Annotated in this window: 11 protein-coding genes; 4 read left to right on the top strand and 7 right to left on the bottom strand. The window is 72.1% G+C overall.

Translation table 11 applies throughout. The features are described 5' to 3' along the window. Positions 1-86: 86 nt before the first annotated feature. Both STROP_RS07075 and STROP_RS07070 read right to left on the bottom strand, forming a co-directional pair. Complete coding sequence (locus STROP_RS07075; protein WP_011905307.1) at positions 87-1,643, bottom strand: M20/M25/M40 family metallo-hydrolase; 1,557 nt, start codon at positions 1,641-1,643, stop codon at positions 87-89. 158 nt (positions 1,644-1,801) lie between these two features. Next, positions 1,802-2,194 (bottom strand): hypothetical protein, encoded by a 393-nt coding sequence (locus STROP_RS07070; protein WP_011905306.1) that lies wholly within the window; start codon positions 2,192-2,194, stop codon positions 1,802-1,804. Positions 2,195-2,368: 174 nt separating this feature from the next. Between STROP_RS07070 and STROP_RS07065 the strand changes: the two genes are divergently transcribed. Both STROP_RS07065 and STROP_RS07060 read left to right on the top strand, forming a co-directional pair. Further along, entirely contained in the window at positions 2,369-6,988 is a 4,620-nt protein-coding gene (locus STROP_RS07065; RefSeq protein WP_011905305.1) for an ATP-dependent helicase, read from the top strand. Positions 6,989-7,065: 77 nt separating this feature from the next. Further along, positions 7,066-7,851 carry an S-adenosyl-L-methionine hydrolase gene (locus STROP_RS07060; RefSeq protein ID WP_011905304.1) on the top strand — a complete coding sequence of 262 codons (786 nt, stop codon included), beginning with the start codon at positions 7,066-7,068 and terminating at the stop codon, positions 7,849-7,851. An 18-nt stretch (positions 7,852-7,869) separates the two neighbouring features. On the opposite strand, the gene STROP_RS07055 is transcribed toward STROP_RS07060, so the two are convergent. Beyond that, on the bottom strand, positions 7,870-8,649 hold the full coding sequence (locus tag STROP_RS07055) for an NAD(P)H-dependent oxidoreductase (RefSeq protein WP_011905303.1): 780 nt from the start codon (positions 8,647-8,649) through the stop codon (positions 7,870-7,872). Between the two features lie 135 nt (positions 8,650-8,784). On the opposite strand from STROP_RS07055, the gene STROP_RS07050 reads away from it, so the two are divergent. Together STROP_RS07050 and STROP_RS07045 are read left to right on the top strand one after the other, a co-directional pair. Then, the gene (locus STROP_RS07050; protein WP_011905302.1) at positions 8,785-9,633 is read left to right on the top strand and encodes a helix-turn-helix transcriptional regulator; all 849 of its coding nucleotides are present in this window, start codon (positions 8,785-8,787) and stop codon (positions 9,631-9,633) included. A 109-nt stretch (positions 9,634-9,742) separates the two neighbouring features. Beyond that, positions 9,743-13,489, top strand: coding sequence for a hypothetical protein (locus STROP_RS07045; RefSeq protein ID WP_011905301.1), 3,747 nt, complete (start codon positions 9,743-9,745; stop codon positions 13,487-13,489). A 53-nt stretch (positions 13,490-13,542) separates the two neighbouring features. On the opposite strand, the gene pspM is transcribed toward STROP_RS07045, so the two are convergent. From pspM to STROP_RS07025, 4 genes are all read right to left on the bottom strand, one after another. Then, positions 13,543-14,322 carry a phage shock envelope stress response protein PspM gene (gene pspM, locus STROP_RS07040; RefSeq protein ID WP_011905300.1) on the bottom strand — a complete coding sequence of 260 codons (780 nt, stop codon included), beginning with the start codon at positions 14,320-14,322 and terminating at the stop codon, positions 13,543-13,545. A gap of 23 nt (positions 14,323-14,345) precedes the next feature. Continuing rightward, a complete protein-coding gene (locus STROP_RS07035) occupies positions 14,346-15,218 on the bottom strand; it encodes a PspA/IM30 family protein (protein WP_011905299.1) in 873 nt (290 codons plus the stop codon). Positions 15,219-15,366: 148 nt separating this feature from the next. After that, complete coding sequence (locus STROP_RS07030; RefSeq protein WP_011905298.1) at positions 15,367-15,819, bottom strand: helix-turn-helix domain-containing protein; 453 nt, start codon at positions 15,817-15,819, stop codon at positions 15,367-15,369. A 201-nt stretch (positions 15,820-16,020) separates the two neighbouring features. After that, complete coding sequence (locus tag STROP_RS07025; RefSeq protein WP_011905297.1) at positions 16,021-16,548, bottom strand: CinA family protein; 528 nt, start codon at positions 16,546-16,548, stop codon at positions 16,021-16,023. Between the last annotated feature and the right edge of the window lie 3 nt (positions 16,549-16,551).

Genomic DNA, 16,551 nt, shown 5'->3' with positions numbered 1-16,551 from the left:
TCATCCGCCTATTTTATCGGGAAGACCTGAAAGTCCGCTGACGGTGCCGGAAGGGTCTCGGCGACCCGGACCCTTCCGGCACACGGTCAGCTCTGAGTGATCCGCACGTCGTCGACGGCGGCCTCCACCAGGCTCGGGTTGCTGGCATCCGCCACATCGATCAGTATTTGTACTGTCTGGCCGCTTAGCGATGATATATCCGCGGTGGCCATCTGCCAGGACCCCGCCCGGTTGCTCGCCGTGCCGGTGACGCTCAACGCCGTCACGGTACTGCTGCCCACCACCCGGACTCGCAGGTAGTCGGCACTGGTGGCGTTGCTGAGATGGGCGAGGTACCAGGAGAAGCTGAGGGTCAGCGCGCCGGTCGATGGCAGGCTGACCGCCGGGGACTGGATCGTGGTGACCCCACCGTCGACGTCGTGACTGCCCGCACTGCTGCCCGCAGCCGCGCCGGTGACCAGGTCGAAGCTACCGCTCACCGTGGTGCCGAGTTGGAGGGTGGTCCCGGAACTGCTGGTGGTGGCGGGGTCGCCGCGTTCCCAGGCCCCGGTTGTGGCGGTGTCGGTGCCGGCCGGGTCCACGACCCAGCCGGTGGCGGTCTCGAAAGTGTCGCTCCAGACCGTGTCACCCGGCGGGGACGTCTGGGCCAACTCCCATACCGTGTACGCGATCGCGTCGGCGTTGCGGTCCAGGGCCGTGTCGTTGACGTTGGCGATAGTGTCACACGAACGGTGGTAGCAGGAGTCGAAAGCCTGTCCCGCCGTCCCGCCCCAGAGCGCCGCCTGAGCGCTGGACTTGATGCCCTCCGCGCCGGTGAACGTGCCCCCGGCCGGGATGCCGACCGCGATGAACGGCCCGTAGTCGCTGCGGCCGTTGAAGTCGGTGCCCTGGGTCGTCACACCGATCGAGGTGTAGTACGCCTCGATGGTCTGCTCGATCTCGGCGGAGCCCTCGGGCCCGGGGCCGGCACCCACCCCGTCGGAGTCGTCGCCGTCATAGACGAAGTAGCCGGCGTTCGGCGAACCCACCATGTCGAAGTTGAGATACTGCTTGATCCGGTCGCGCTCCGCGCCCGACAGGTTGTTCACGTAGTGACGGGAACCGCGCAAACCCAGCTCCTCCGCGCCCCACCAGGCGAACCGTAGCCGCTTGTCCGGGGTAAAGCCGCTGCTCGGTACGGCCAGTGCCACCTCGAGGATGGCCGCCGAGCCGGACCCGTTGTCGTTGATGCCCGGTCCACTGGTGACGCTGTCCAGGTGCGCTCCGGTCAGGACCACGGCGTCCGGGTCACCCACCGGCCATTCGGCGAGCAGGTTGTAGCCGGTCGCACCGGCATAGGTGAACGACTGCACAGTGGTGGTGTAGCCAACCGCGTCGAGCTGCGACCGCAGGTAGTTCACCGAGGCCAGGTAGCCGGGTCGACCGTGCGCCCGGTTTCCGCCGTTGGCGTTGGCGATCGACTGGAACTGGGTCAGTTGGGCCTTCACGTTGGCCAGCGGGATGTCCGGGGCGTCGACGGCGGTCGAGGACGGCGCGAGGTGGGGGCGCACCGGCGCGGCGGCGGCCGCGGTGGCGGTCAGCGCCGTCGCGGCCACGACGGCCAGCACCGCCGGCCAGATGGGTCGAGGGGTACGGGGTCTCATGGGTCCTCCGGGTCGGGGCGGGCCATACCGGTGGGCACGACCGCACATCCGGGATTACATTGACAGCTTTCGCTATCTCAGCGTGCCCTGACACTCCCCGTACGGCAAGACATGAACCGACCTGAAGGCAACCAGCGGGGTGGCGGTCGCGGGAGCAGTCAGCGTGGCGGACTCCCGGGACGACAATCCCAACGAGCCTCGACCAGCAGGTCAGGACGCCCGAGGTCGAGCACGACGCGGTTGACGACCCGCTGGGCGGCGGTCAGCGAGCGCACCGAGAGCAACCGCCCCCGACTCTCCCGGCGCAGGACGAAGTAGTGCACGGCCGCGCGCACTCGACCCCGGTCCGCGGCACTGGCCCGAGCCGTGGAGACGACCAGCTCGCGCAGCACCTGGGCCAGCCGCTCGGCGAGTTCCAACTCGGGCTCGGCCAGGCCGGTGCGGACGGCGGCGAGATGACCGTCGACCTTCCGGATCAGCACATCGGTGCCAGCCCGGGCCGCCCACCTACCCGCCGTCGGCACCGCCGCAGGCGCCTTCTCGACCGCCATCCGCCCTCCACTCGCGCTACATCGCGAGGAAGCTACTTTATGTTGCGGGTCACAATCAAGCAGTTAACTAAGACTTAAGCAATCCATAGTTACATTCAATACTTTTAGTGTCTAGACGGACAGAACGCTACAGCTATTCGGGTACGTGTCGGACCCTGGGGGCACGATGGGGACGTGGCGAACCAGGCGGGTGGCAGGTCGACGAGCGGCGAGGCCAGCGACACGACCGCAGTGCCCCACACGACCGACAACACAGCGCTCGAGGCGTTCGGCCCGGCCACTCGGGAATGGTTCGCCGCGGCGTTCGCCGCACCGACCACAGCCCAGGCGGGGGCCTGGCGCTCCATCGGCGCCGGCCGTAACGCACTGGTCGTGGCCCCCACCGGCTCCGGCAAGACCCTGGCCGCGTTCCTCTGGTCGCTGGACCGGCTGGCCCGCGAGCCCGCCCCGCCCGAGCCCCGGCAGCGTTGCCGGGTGCTCTACGTCAGCCCCCTCAAGGCGCTCGCGGTCGATGTCGAACGCAACCTACGTACCCCGCTCGCCGGCATCCGACAGGCCGCCGCCCGGCTGGGTCTGACCCCGCCCGCGATCACCGTCGGCATGCGTACCGGCGACACCCCCGCCGACGAGCGCCGCGCCTTCGCCCGTACCCCGCCGGATGTCCTCATCACCACCCCGGAGTCGCTGTTCCTCCTCCTTACCTCCGCCGCCCGCGACTCGCTCCGAGGCGTACAGACGGTCATCGTCGACGAGGTCCACGCGGTGGCCGGCACCAAGCGTGGAGCCCACCTCGCGCTGTCGCTGGAACGGCTCGACCAGCTACTGCCCACCGCGGCCCAGCGCATCGGCCTCTCCGCCACCGTCCGGCCGGTTGACGCCTGCGCCCGTTTCCTCGGCGGAGCCCGACCAGTCGACGTGGTCGCCCCGCCCACCGTCAAGACCATCGACGTCGGCGTCCAGGTCCCGGTAGCCGACATGACCCTCCTCGACGAGCCGGAGCAGCCCGGGCCCGACCTCGATCGCCCCCGCCGCGCGTCGATCTGGCCGGCGGTGGAGGAGCGGGTCTACGCCCTCGTCCGGGCACACCGTTCGACCATCGTCTTCACCAACTCCCGCCGCTCCGCCGAACGACTCTGCGCCCGGCTCAACGAGTTGGCCGCCGAGGAATCGGCCGGCGACGCGCCGGGGGCCGCCACCCAACCGCCGGCCCAACCGCCGGCCCAGCTGATGGCGCAGGCCGGGGCGGGGACCGGAGCACCGCCGGTGATCGCCCGCGCCCACCATGGCAGTGTTTCCCGAACCGAACGCGAACACATCGAGGAGTCACTCAAGTCCGGGCAGCTCCCGGCGGTGGTCGCCACCTCCAGCCTGGAGCTGGGCATCGACATGGGCGCCGTCGATCTGGTCGTGCAGATCGAGGCCCCGCCGAGCGTGGCCGCCGGGCTCCAGCGGGTCGGCCGCGCCGGGCACCAGGTCGGCGCCGTCTCCCGGGGCGTGGTGTTCCCCAAGCACCGAGGAGACCTGCTCGCCTGCGCAGTGGTAGCCGAACGGATGACCGAGGGCGCGATCGAGGAGCTGCACCACCCACGCAACCCCCTCGACGTGCTGGCCCAGCACATCGTGGCGATGGTGTCACTCGAGCCGTGGCAGGTCAGCGACCTGGCCGACCTGGTCCGCCGTTCCGCGCCCTTCGCGGAGCTCCCCGACTCGGCGCTGCACGCGGTACTCGACATGCTCTCCGGCCGCTACCCGTCGACCGCCTTCGCCGAGCTGCGGCCCCGCCTGGTCTGGGACCGCGCCACCGACCTGCTGACCGGCCGTCCCGGCGCCCAGCGGCTCGCGGTGACCAGCGGCGGCACCATCCCCGACCGGGGCCTGTTCGGCGTCTTCCTGGCCGGGGCGGAGCGGGCCGCAAGAGTCGGCGAGCTGGACGAGGAGATGGTCTACGAGTCGCGGGTTGGCGATGTCTTCCTCCTCGGCTCATCGTCCTGGCGCATCGAGGACATCACCCCGGACCGGGTGCTGGTAACCCCCGCCCCCGGCCAGGCGGCCAAAATGCCCTTCTGGAAGGGCGACCAGCCGGGCCGCCCGGTGGAGCTGGGCCGGGCCATCGGTGCCCGCCTCCGCACCCTGGTGCAGTCCGACGACGCCGCCGCCACAGCCGCGTTGCGCACCGGGGGGCTCGACGAATGGGCAGCCGGAAACCTGCTGGCGTACCTGCGGGAGCAGCAGGCGGCCACCCGTACCCTGCCGGACGACCGGACCGTGGTGGTCGAGCGTTTCCGCGACGAGCTGGGTGACTGGCGGCTCGCCGTACACAGTGTCCTCGGCGCCCAGGTCAACGCCGCGTGGGCGCTGGCCATCGGCCGCCGGCTCACCGAGCGGTACGGGGTGGACGCCCAGGTGCTGCCCGCCGATGACGGGATTGTCGTCCGCCTGCCCGACACCGCGGCGGAGCCGCCCGGGGCAGAAGCGGTCGTCTTCGAGCCCGACGAGATCACCCAGCTGGTCGAGGAGTCGGTGGGTACGTCAGCGCTGTTCGCCGCCCGGTTCCGCGAGTGCGCCGCCCGGTCGCTGCTCCTGCCCCGCCGCGATCCGCGCCGCCGCCAGCCGCTCTGGCAGCAACGGCAGCGCGCCGCCCAGCTCCTCGACGTCGCCCGGGAGTACGCGGACTTTCCGGTCACCCTGGAAGCGGCTCGGGAATGCCTCCAGGACGTCTTCGACCAGCCGGCACTCGCCGCGCTGATGCGCGACCTGGCCGCCCGCACCGTACGCCTGGTCGAGGTGGAGACGGCGCAGCCGTCGCCGTTCGCGCGGTCGCTGCTCTTCGGCTACGTCGGGACGTTCCTCTACGAGGGTGACGCTCCCCTCGCCGAGCGGCGTGCCGCCGCGCTCACCCTGGATTCGGCCCTGCTCGGCGAGCTACTCGGCCGGGTCGACCTGCGGGAGCTACTCGACCCGACGGTGCTCGCCGAAACCGAACGCCACCTGCGCTGGCGCACCGAACAGCGCCGCCCCCGCGACGCCGAGGACGTGGTCGAGCTGCTGCGGGTGGTCGGCGACCTCAGCACCGCTGAGCTGGCCGAGCGCGGCGCTCCGGCGCAGTGGCTGACCGAGCTGGTGACCGCCCGCCGGGTGCTGCGGGTCCGCATCGCCGGCGAGGAGCGCTGGGTGGGAATCGAGGACGCCGCCCGGCTGCGGGACGCGCTGGGGGTGGCGCTGCCCGGCGGCGTGGCCGAGGCGTACCTGGCCCCGGTGGCCGACCCGCTCGGTGACCTCATCGCCCGCTATGCCCGCACGCACGGGCCGTTCGCCGCCGCCACCTGCGCCGCCCGGTTCGGGCTCGGGGTGGCGGTGGTCGAGGGGACGCTGCGCCGGCTCGCCACCGCCGGTCGGGTGCTCGCCGGTGAGTTCGCCCCCGACACGGTCGGCATCCAGTGGTGTGACGCCGAGGTGCTACGAATGCTGCGCCGGCGCAGTCTCGCGGCGCTACGCCGGGAGATCGAGCCGGTACCACCCCGGGCACTGGCCACCTTCCTTCCCCGCTGGCAGCAGGTCGGTGCGGCGGCGCGGGGGCTCCCGGCGGTGGCCGCGGCCCTGGAGCAGGTGCAGGGTCTGGCCCTGCCCGGATCCGCCCTGGAACGGCTGGTGTTGCCGGCCCGGGTCGGCGACTACTCCCCCGCCCAGCTCGATGAGCTGTGCACCAGCGGCGAGGTGGTGTGGGCCGGCTCCGGGGCGATATCCGGCGGGGATGGCTGGGTCGTCCTCGCGTACGCGGACACCGCCCCGTTGCTGCTTCCCCCGCCGGATGCGGCGCTGGCCCGCACTCCGCTGCACGATGCGGTGCTCGACGCCCTCGAGGGTGGACAGGCGCTGTTCTTTCGTGCCCTGTCCGACCGGTTGGGCTCCACCGACGACGCCGCACTCGCCGCTGTCATCTGGGATCTGGTGTGGGCCGGTCACCTCACCAACGACACCCTCGCCCCGCTGCGGGCCCTGCTGGCCGGCCGTGGGGCGCACCGGTCCCGTCCGGCCGCGCCCCGTACCCGCTACCGGCGACCCGGCCGCGTCGCCCTGCCATCGCGCAGCGGCCCGCCCACGGTCGCCGGCCGCTGGTCGCGCCTGCCCGAACGGGACGCCGACCCGACCCGCCGCGCCGCGGCCCTCGCCGACGTACTGCTGGAACGGCACGGCGTGGTGACTCGGGGTGCGGTCGCGGCGGAGCAGGTGCCCGGCGGGTACGCCGCCGTCTATCCGGTGCTGTCCGCACTGGAGGAGCGGGGGGCCACCCGTCGCGGCTACTTCGTGGAGGGGCTGGGGGCCGCACAGTTCGCCGTACCCGGGGCGGTCGACCGACTGCGTGCGCTGGCCGACCCGGCCGACGGCGGGCGGGTCCGAGCGGGCCTGGCCCTGGTCCTCGCCGCGACCGACCCCGCCAACCCGTACGGGGCGGCACTGCCCTGGCCGGAACGGGTGGTCGACTCTGGGGACGGCGGTGCCAACCCGACCGGGCACCGGGCGGGCCGCAAGGCCGGTGCCCTGGTGGTGCTGGTCTCCGGCGATCTGGTCCTCTACGTCGAGCGGGGCGGTCGGACGCTGCTCTCCTTCACTGACGACAGGGACCTGCTGGCGACCGCCGGTAAGGCGCTTGCCGACGCCGTACAGGGTGGAGCCCTTGGGACGATCTCGGTGGAACGGGCCGACGGCGAGGCGGTGCGCTCGTCACCGCTGCGCGACGCGTTGACCGCCGCCGGGTTCCGGGCCACCCCCCGCGGGCTCCGCCTGCGGGGCTGATCGGTCAGCCGGTCTCGGGCCGTCCCGGTTGCCCGTGGCTACCGGGGTGACCGGTCGACTCAGCTAGCCTTCCGTCCATGGCGCCGACGCCCTGGATCTCCTTCACCACCGACTACGGCCTCGCCGACGGTTTCGTGGCCGCCTGCCACGGGGTGCTGGCCCGGCTGACGCCCACCACCCGGGTGATTGACGTGACCCACCTGGTCCCGCCCGGCGACGTACGGCGGGGCGCCGCGGTGCTGGCGCAGGCCGTGCCGTACCTGCCCGCCGCCGTCCATCTCGCCGTGGTCGACCCGGGCGTGGGCACGGCTCGTCGGGCGATCGCCCTCGCCGCCGGGGACGGACTGCTGGTCGGCCCGGACAACGGGCTGCTGCTGGACGCGGCGGCGGCGCTCGGCGGGGTCCGCGCGGCGGTGGAGCTGACGAACCGGGATTGGCTCGGAGCAGATGTGTCCGCCACCTTCCATGGTCGGGACATCTTCGCGCCGGTCGCGGCCCGGCTGGCGCTCGGCGCGCCGCTCGCCGACGCCGGCCCGGCCGTCGAGCCCAGTACCCTGGTCCGGCTGCCGGTGCCGCTGGTCCGGCCGGAGGCCGACGGGTTCACCGCCGAGGTCCTGACCGTGGACCACTTCGGCAACGTGCAGCTCGCGGCGTCGGGGAGCCTGCTGGAACCACTACCCCGCTCGCTCCGGGTCGAGCGCCAGCCGGCGGTACGCGTGCACACCTTCGGTGACGTGGCTCCCGGCGAGCTCCTGGTGCACGTCGACTCGACCGGCCAGGTCGCGGTCGCGGTCAACGGTGGACGGGCCGCCGACCTGCTCGGGGTGACGCCGGGCGACCGGCTGCGCGTCACCGCCGGTTGACGCCGGGCGCGATCGAGGTCAGTGTCGCAGATGCAGCCCAAAGCCGGTACGGCCGGCGGGCTCCACCCCCTCCTTCAGACGTAGCGAGGGGATCTCGTAGTCGCCGGAGTTCTGCTGTCGGAACGCGATCGGCTCAGTCGAATCCAGGGTGAGCAGGCGTTGCTTCCAGGCTTTGGCGACGTCCGCGTAGTCTTCGCTGGTCAACCGGTCGGCGCTGTAGAGCACGAACGGCGGCAGCACCTCGATGCCGGGGTGGTAGAGGATGCCGTGCTGGATCGGAAACAGGAGGTCCTCGATCGGGCCGTTGATCCCACGAGCGCAGTAGTGCGACTCCGATCCACCGACGGTCACCGACAGCAGCGCCTTCCTGCCGGCAAGAGTGCCTTCACCGAAACGGTCACCGAACCTGGTGTCGCTGTACTCGCCGACGCCGTATGCGAAGTGGGAGCTGAACACCCGATCCACCCAGCCCTTGAGGATCGCGGGCATGGTGTACCACCACAGCGGAAACTGAAAGATAATCACGTCGGCCCATCGCAGCTTCTCCTGCTCGATGAGGACATCCGGGGTGAGTGTCCCGGCGTCGAAGGCCCGGCCTGAGTCCCGGGCGACCCTGAGCGGATTGGAGGCCTCGGGGCCGTAGTCGGTGGCGTCCACAACCGCCTTCCACCGCATCGCGTACAGGTCGCTGACCCGCACCTCGTGCCCGGCGGTCCGCAAGGTGGAGATGGCGAGGTCCTTCAGGGAGCCGTTGAGCGACTTCGGCTCCGGGTGGGCGTAAACGATCAGCGAGTTCATGGGGCTCCTTCGGATCATGGGTCTCAATCCTGGGCCCCGCGGCACCCCGACATTCAGGGGCGCCGCTTCCTCGGACCGGATGTCCTGGTAACGGCAGGACCACCCATCCGACAACAATCCAGTGATACTGGGAAGGTGGACAGTCTCGCGGGTTTCCTGCGGACCCGGCGTTCCCGGGTCGATCCGGCGACTTTCGGCATCCCCATCGACCGGCATCGCCGGGTCCAGGGGCTACGCCGCGAGGAGGTCGCGCACCTGTCCGGAGTCAGCGTCGACTACTACGTCCGTTTGGAGCAGGGCCGCGCGACCCAGCCCTCCGATCAGGTCCTCGACGCACTCGCGCGCGTCCTCGGCCTCGACGAGACCGAACGCGGGCACCTGCACCGACTCGCCCGGCAGCGCCGCCACCGCGCGCGGATGCCGGCTGGGCGGGTCCGGCCGGAGTTGCTCCGCGTCGTCGACCTGATGGCCGACGCACCCGTACTGATCATGAATCATCGTCTGGACGTGCTCGCCGGCAACCGCCTCGCCCGGCTCCTCTACGGCCTGCCGATGCCGGGCTTGAACACCGCCCGGCACGTCTTCCTTGAGGAGAAAGAGCGCGGCCTGTACGCCGACTGGGAGGCGTGCACCCTCATCGTGGTCGGGCACCTGCGCCTGGCTGCCGGCAAGTACCCCGCGGAGCCCCGCCTCACCTCGCTCATCGGCGAACTGGCAATGAGCAGCGAACGCTTCCGCGGGCTCTGGGCACGTGCAGACGTACGCGCCCGCCCCCACGGACGGCGGTCCTACCGGCACCCGCTGGTCGGGCTGCTGGAACTGCACCAGGAAAGCCTCGTGCCACCGGACGACTCCGGTGTGGAACTGCTGGTACTGTCCGCCTCTCCCGGCAGCCCCAGTGCGGATGGGCTACGCCTCCTCGCTGGCCTGGACAGGGACGACGTGGCGGGCTGGCCTAGAAAGGGACGATTGGGCACTTCCTAATCCCACCCTTCAGGTCGCATGCTGCACATGAGTGCTCACACACCGTCTGTTCTGCACGTGCACCGCCACGCCGAGGTGGTCGGTACCGCGCCCGACGCCGGGAGAGCCCATGGACCTGTTCCGCAGACTCCGGATCCCCTGGGCCGAGCGACCCGCCACGGGCCCGACACACGGCACCGCCGATGGGTCCGACCCGCTGGTGCCGGCGGCCCGATGCGCGGACGGCACCGCGACGGCACCGCCAACATCCGCGCCGCCGGGCCCGGCGGCACCAGCGACACCGGCCCCAGCACCGGACTCCGCGGCAGCGACGCTGGACCCGGCGGCGCTGCCCCGCTACTTCGGCCCGGTGCCGAACCACGCGCACAGTCCCCTGCCCGCCCTGGACGACGACGGCGACGTGGTGCCCGGCACCGGCATCCGAAAGTTCGTCGACCCGCTGCCCACGCTCGGCTCAGCCAACGACCCCGGCCGCTTGCCCGTGGCCGTACCCGACACCATCACCTACCCGGGCTGCGACTATTACGAGATCGGCCTCCAGGAGTACGCGCAACGGCTGCACCGGGACCTTCCGGCGACCCGGCTGCGGGGGTACCGGCAGCTGAACCTCGGCACCGACTCGACCGGGCACAACACTGTCGCACCACCGAAACGCCCGGTCCACCTCGGCCCGGTGATCGTCGCGCGGCGCGGCCGACCAGTACGGGTCAAGTTCATCAACCAGCTTCCCGCCGGGCGAGCCGGTGAGCTGTTCCTACCTGTCGACCCGACCATCGACGGCGCAGGTCGCGGGCCACTCGACGGGCCCGCACCGTACCCGCAGAATCGGGCGGTGCTGCACCTCGCCGGCGCGCAGACCGGTTGGATCAGCGCCGGGAACCCCTGGCACTGGATCACACCAGCTGCGGAGATCACCCCGTACCCGACCGGTCCCGGGCTGACCGCCGTGCCGGACATGCCGCCGCCCGGCAAGGGTGCCACCACGCTGTACTACCCGAACGAGCAGAGCGGGCGGCTGCTCGCGTTCCACGACAACACCGTCGGGCTGGCCCGACTCACCAGCTACTCCGGACAGGTAGGTGTCTACCTGATCACCGAACCAGCCGAGGATGACCTGGTCGCCGACGGGGTGCTGCCCGCCGACCAGATCCCGCTGGTCTTCGAGGACAAAACCTTCGTGCCCGACGACAGCCAGCTGGCCGCCACCGACCCGACCTGGGACCGCGACCGGTGGGGCGCGCGGGGCAGCCTCTGGCACCCACACATCTACCAACCCCGGCAGAACCCGTACCGAGACGACGGCATCAACCCGACCGGACGCTGGGACTACGGGCCGTGGACGCGAACCGCCGAAGAGCTCGGGACGGACGGCACCGCCAGCCCCACCGGCCTCGGGACCGACGGCACAACCGGACCACACGACACCGGACCGAGCAGCGTCGGACCGGAGCCGGTCCCGAACCCACACCACGACCCCGTCGGAGACGCCTCGGACGAACCGCCGATGGCACCCGGCATACCCCACCCGTCGGCGGTGCCGGCCGCGTACGGCGACACGGTGCTGGTCAACGGCGTCGCGTACCCCTGGTTGGCGGTCGAACCACGCGTCTACCGGTTCCGCGTCCTCAACGCGTGCCTGGACCGCAGCCTGAACCTCCAGCTCTACCAGACGCGCTCCGCCGGACCGATGTGGGACAGCGACGGCGGGCTGGCCGACCCGGACGCTGGCGAGGTGCCGATGGTGGCGGCGACTCGGCTGCCCGGCCGGCCCGCCCGGTGGCCGACAGACGGGCGGGACGGCGGGGTTCCGGATCCGGTCGCCGTCGGCCCCGACCTGGTACAGATCGGCAACGACGGGGGCCTCCTACCGGCCCCGGCGGTACTCCCCAACCAGCCGGTGACCTACCGGTACGACCGACGCGACCCCACCGTCCTCAACGTTGACCGGCACACGCTGTTACTCGCCCCCGGGGAACAGGCCGATGTGCTGGTGGACTTCGCCACCGTCGCCCCCGGCAGCACCGTGCTCCTCTACAACGACGCCCCGGCCCCGCTCCCCGATCTCGACCCCCGCTACGACCACCACACCCACGCCCCGGACCACACCGCCGAGGGCGGGACACCACCGAGCCGTCCCGGGTATGGGCCGAACACCCGCACCCTGCTGCAGTTCCGGGTGGCCGGTATCGCGGCGCCCCGTTACGACCTGGCCCGACTCCAGGAGCGGCTACCCCGGGCGTACGCGGCCAGCCAGCGCCCGCCGATCGTGCCGCAGCCCGCCTACGACGCAGCCTTCGGCACCCACACGGCTCGGGAGACCACCGTCCCGGTGCATGCCACCACGGTCTCATTCACCCCGACCGGAGACGTGTCCCCCGTCCTGCTGCCGCTCGCCGTGAAGGTCATCGAGCAGATCTTCGAGCCCACGTACGGCCGACTCGCCGGTCGCTTCGGTGTCGGCCCGTCGCCCGGAGGGCCACCCGCCCCTGCCGTGGTGCCACTCGGCCCGACCGATCCGGCCACCGATGTGGTGCCAGTCGTCGGGACGGCGGTACCGGGAGGACCAGCCAACGACGGTGTGCAGCTGTGGCGGCTGCGCGGTGCCAGCCGGCACACCCAGCCGGTACGTCTCGACGGTGTCGACCTGCAACTGGTCAACCGAGCCGGGTGGGACGGCACGCTCCGCCCACCGGCACCGAACGAGGTGGGCTGGAAACAGGTGGTCCGGGTCAACCCACATGAGGATGTGGTGGTCGCGCTGCGCCCGGTCGCGCCGCCCCTCCCCTTCAAGATCGCGGACAGTGTACGGCCACTGGAGCCGGGCCGGCGGGCCCAGTTCCACCCCGGAGGAGCACCGCGCGACGGCCGAGCTGCGCCCGCGGTCCATCAGCCGGTCAACCTGGGCTGGGAATACCGCTGGCACAGCCAGCTCGCCGGCTACCGCGACCAGGGCCTGAGCCGACCGCTGGTGCTGCGGGTCGCCCCGCAGGCTCCGACCGGGCTGTCCGCGACTCCAGGACCCGGATCGGCCACCGCGCTGCCGGCGATCCTGCTCGCGTGGACCGGCAACGGCAATCGCCCCGCCGCCACCAGCCACCAGCTCCAACGGGCCACCGATCCGGCATTCACCGCCGGGCTCGCCACGATCACGGTGGCCGCCAGTGCCACCCACTACACCGACGCGACCATCACGCCCGGGGTGACCTACTACTACCGCATCCGAGCGGAGAACGCGGTCAGCTGCTCGGCCTGGTCGAACTACGCGCCCGCCTCGGTGCGGCTCACCGCCCCCACCGGCCTGGCCGCGGCGGTGCCGCCGGCGGCACCGCTACGGGTGGGGCTGCACTGGCGCAACCGCTCCTTCGCCACCGGCGTTGACGTACAGCGCGCCACCAACCCCACCTTCACCAGCGGGCCCGGCACCACGGCCATCAGCGTCGGCGACACCCATCTGGACACCGCCGTGGCGCCGGACACCCGCTACTACTACCGGGTCCGCACCACCTACCTGGGCGCGGCCTCACCCTGGTCCACCGTGGCGCAGGTGATCACCCCACCCCGGCCGGGCGTACCGGAGTCGGTGACCGTCACCACCGCCACGTCCGCACCGGACACCGCGACGGTCATCCTCGGCTGGGCCGCGAGCGCACCCGCCGGGTCCGGTGCCGGGTTCACCGTGCAGCGGGCCGCGGACCCCGCGTTCACCCAGGATGTCGCCACCTTCACCGTGAATGGACGGGGGTTTACCAACACCGGCCTGGCCCGCCACACCACCTACCACTATCGGATCCGCGCGTTCAACGTCGTCGGGATGTCCCTCTTCACCGCCCCGATCGCCGTGACGACGCCGGGTTGAGTCACCGCCCCGACGACACGCAGCCCTCCGGTGGTGGGGTCAGCCCGGTTGCCTCAGGAAGTACGGAAGGTGGGGTCGCTGGCCCGCAGCTCCGCCAGGGCCGAAGCCACCCCGTGCAGCAGATCGGTTGCCTCGGTGAGCCGGGCCACCGCCGGTTCCTGGACGTCAGACCGCGCGTTCTCGGCCACATAGCCAGCGGCGGCCGCCACCAGCCGCTCGTACGCTGCGACACCGCTGTGCAGCTGGCCGGCGAGGGTCTCCCGAGCCTGCTCAAGCGAGGGTCGGGTGTCGGGCGGCGCGAGCCGAATGGCCCGTTCGACTCCCGCAACCCGGAGGGCGAGGTCCCGCAGTGAGCGGTCGGCCGCGGTGGCCTCGGCGATCGCGGGCGCCGCCAGCCCGGTCAACCGATCCCGCAGACCGGCGAAGGTCGACCTCGCCCGATCCAGCCGACCCCACGGCTCGGCGGCGCTGGTGCCACGCAGCGCGACCCGGGACCGCACCCGTCGGGCCTCCGCGAGCATGCCTGAGGCGACCGGGAGTCGCTCCACCGCCGCGACCAGCCGGGCCCGCGAATGGGCCGCCGCCTCAGCCGGGTCCACCGCCGGCGGCGCCGGCTGGGCGGCGAGCGCCCGCAGGTCGGCCCAACGCCAGGCGGCAAGCACGAGCGCCCCGCCCGCACCGGCGGCCCAGGCCGCGTCGGGCACCCCCAGACCGGCGTACGGCGTCAACACCGCCGCCGCGCCGCCGAGCCCACCGGCGATCACGCTCCACCGGCGGGCAGACCGCCGCCGCCGGCCCAGCCGCCGGAAGTACCGCGTCCGCTCGTCTGCCACGTCGCCTCCCCAACCCGCGCCGCTCAGCCGGCGGCGGTGCTGTCCCCGGTGCCGCGTTCGCGGCCCAGAGTGGTGCGGATCTCGTCGAGCCGGGCCGCGGCGGCCGGATCGACAACCGGGGCGCCCTGCTGCTCGGGGGTGACCGCGGGCCGCTCGGCCGCGCCGCGCAGCTGCTCCCCGGCCATGCCGGCACGGATCTGATCGAGTCGGGCGGAGCCGGCCGCGTCGAGGGCTGCCTGCTGGATGTCGAGCATCTGCCCCTCGACGGAGTTGCCGGCGAGCTCGGCTCGGCCCATCGCATTGGCGTAGCGCCGCTCGATGCGCTCGCGTACCTCGTCCAGGGTCGGGGTGGTACCCGGGGCGGTGATCGCGGACATCGACTCCAACGACGCGGCGACGTTCTCCTGCATCTTGGCCTGCTCAAGCTGGCTGAGCAGCTTCGCCCGCTCGGCGAGCTTCTGCTGAAGAATCATCGAGTTGTTCTCGACCGCCTTACGCGCCTGCGCAGCCGCGCCAAGCGCCTGGTCGTGCAGGGTCTTGAGGTCTTCGGTGGCCTGTTCGGCAGCGACCAGCTGGGTGGCGAGGGCCTGAGCGGACTGCTCGTAGCGGGTGGCTTCGGCGGCGCTGCCCCGGGCGCGGGCCTGGTCGGCCAGCACCAGGGCCTGGCGGGCGTTGCCCTGCAACCGCTCGACCTCGGACATCTGCCGGGACAGCTTCATCTCCAGCTGCCGCTGGTTGCCGATCACCGCGGCAGCCTGCTGGACGAGCAGCTGGTGCTGCCGCTGGGACTCCTCGATCGCCTGCTGGACCTGCACCTTCGGGTCGGCACGCTCGTCGAGCCTGGTGCCGAAGAGCGTCATCAGATATTTCCAACCCTTGACGAACGGGTTCGCCATCTCCGCGGTATCCCCTCACTAGCGTCGCGGCCGACCGCGACCTGGCCGGCCGCGACGGCAGTGGCTCCATCGTCCCAGGCGGATGCCAGTTTGGGCAGCCGCCGACAACGCAGCGGGGCCACCGTGCCACGATCGACCCTACGCGCGCTCAGGCGGCGCAGACCACGTCCCGGTCCGTTGTGCGAACCCGGGTGTGCAGGGTTGCCTTGAGCGGCGATTCCTGGCGGACCTGCACCGACACCGAACCGTCCGAGGAGACCTGGCGGACCGCGCGGCCGGCGGTCTTGCCGCGGCTGGAGGCCGGGACCGAGGCGGACTGCTGCCCGGTCGGCTCATCCTGGACCGGCACCAGCACCCCCGGCATCTGCTCGGCGAGCGCCACCGTGTCGCTCACCTCACGCAACAGCTCGGAGAGGCGGGCACCGAGCGCGTCACAGATGGCGGCCAGTAGCTCGCTCGACGGCTCCTTTTGCCCACGCTCGATCTCGGAAAGGTAGCCGAGACTGACATTGGCGGCGGAGGAGACCTCGCGCAGGGTGCGGTGCTGCCCCTGCCGGCGTGTCCGTAGCGCGTCACCGATCAGCCGGCGTAGCAGGACCATCGCACCTCCCCTGGAGGAACACTCCGTGCCTCGACGACCCGGGGAATCCGGGCCCCGACCACCGGAACCTTCCCGCAACCGTACCCGGTGCCGGCCTGGCCGACATACTGCCCCGCCTGCCGAATCAGGCTGCGGGCCGGCAAGCCTGCCGAACGGCAACGCCCTCTACAAAGAGTGCTGACCGTATCACGGTCGGTGTCGCTACGCACTACCGGCGGCATCGCGGGGCACCTTGGCCAGCTGCTCGGCCAGCAGTCGAAGCGCCTGCACCACGGTGGCGGACCGGATGAGATCACGCCCCCCGCCCAGCTCCAGCCGCCGGACTGCGCTGCTGCTCGGGCCCGCCACCGCCACGTATACCAAGCCGACCGGCTTGCCGCCCTGCGGCTCCGGCCCGGCGACCCCGGTGGTGGCCAGGCCCCAGTCGGCGGCGCACCGTCGCCGGCCCCCCTGCGCGAGTGCCACGGCAACATCCGGGTCAACCGGACCCCGCCCGGCGAGCAGCTCCGCCGACACTCCGGCCAGCCGGGACTTCAACTCGGTCGCGTAGACCACCAGCCCACCGCGGAAGACACTGCTCACCCCGGCGACCTCCACGATCGTGGCAGCGAGCAGACCGCCGGTCAGCGATTCGACGGTGGCGAGCGTCTCCCCCCGCTTCGCCAGACCGTGCACGACGTGGGCGGCAGGGCCCTCGGCCGGCTGCTCGCCGTCCGCTCCCAGCCCCATGGT

It is taken from the genome of Salinispora tropica CNB-440 (assembly GCF_000016425.1).
GTDB lineage: Bacteria > Actinomycetota > Actinomycetes > Mycobacteriales > Micromonosporaceae > Micromonospora > Micromonospora tropica.
This window is presented reverse-complemented; position numbering and strand designations above follow the sequence as displayed.

Coding starts and splice junctions, on each gene's coding strand:
- STROP_RS07045 (WP_011905301.1), top strand. CDS start 9,743: ATGGACCTGTTCCGCAGACTCCGGATCCCCTGGGCCGAGCGACCCGCC.
- STROP_RS07060 (WP_011905304.1), top strand. CDS start 7,066: ATGGCGCCGACGCCCTGGATCTCCTTCACCACCGACTACGGCCTCGCC.
- STROP_RS07075 (WP_011905307.1), bottom strand. CDS start 1,643: ATGAGACCCCGTACCCCTCGACCCATCTGGCCGGCGGTGCTGGCCGTC.
- STROP_RS07070 (WP_011905306.1), bottom strand. CDS start 2,194: ATGGCGGTCGAGAAGGCGCCTGCGGCGGTGCCGACGGCGGGTAGGTGG.
- STROP_RS07030 (WP_011905298.1), bottom strand. CDS start 15,819: ATGGTCCTGCTACGCCGGCTGATCGGTGACGCGCTACGGACACGCCGG.
- STROP_RS07025 (WP_011905297.1), bottom strand. CDS start 16,548: ATGGGGCTGGGAGCGGACGGCGAGCAGCCGGCCGAGGGCCCTGCCGCC.
- STROP_RS07035 (WP_011905299.1), bottom strand. CDS start 15,218: ATGGCGAACCCGTTCGTCAAGGGTTGGAAATATCTGATGACGCTCTTC.
- STROP_RS07055 (WP_011905303.1), bottom strand. CDS start 8,649: ATGAACTCGCTGATCGTTTACGCCCACCCGGAGCCGAAGTCGCTCAAC.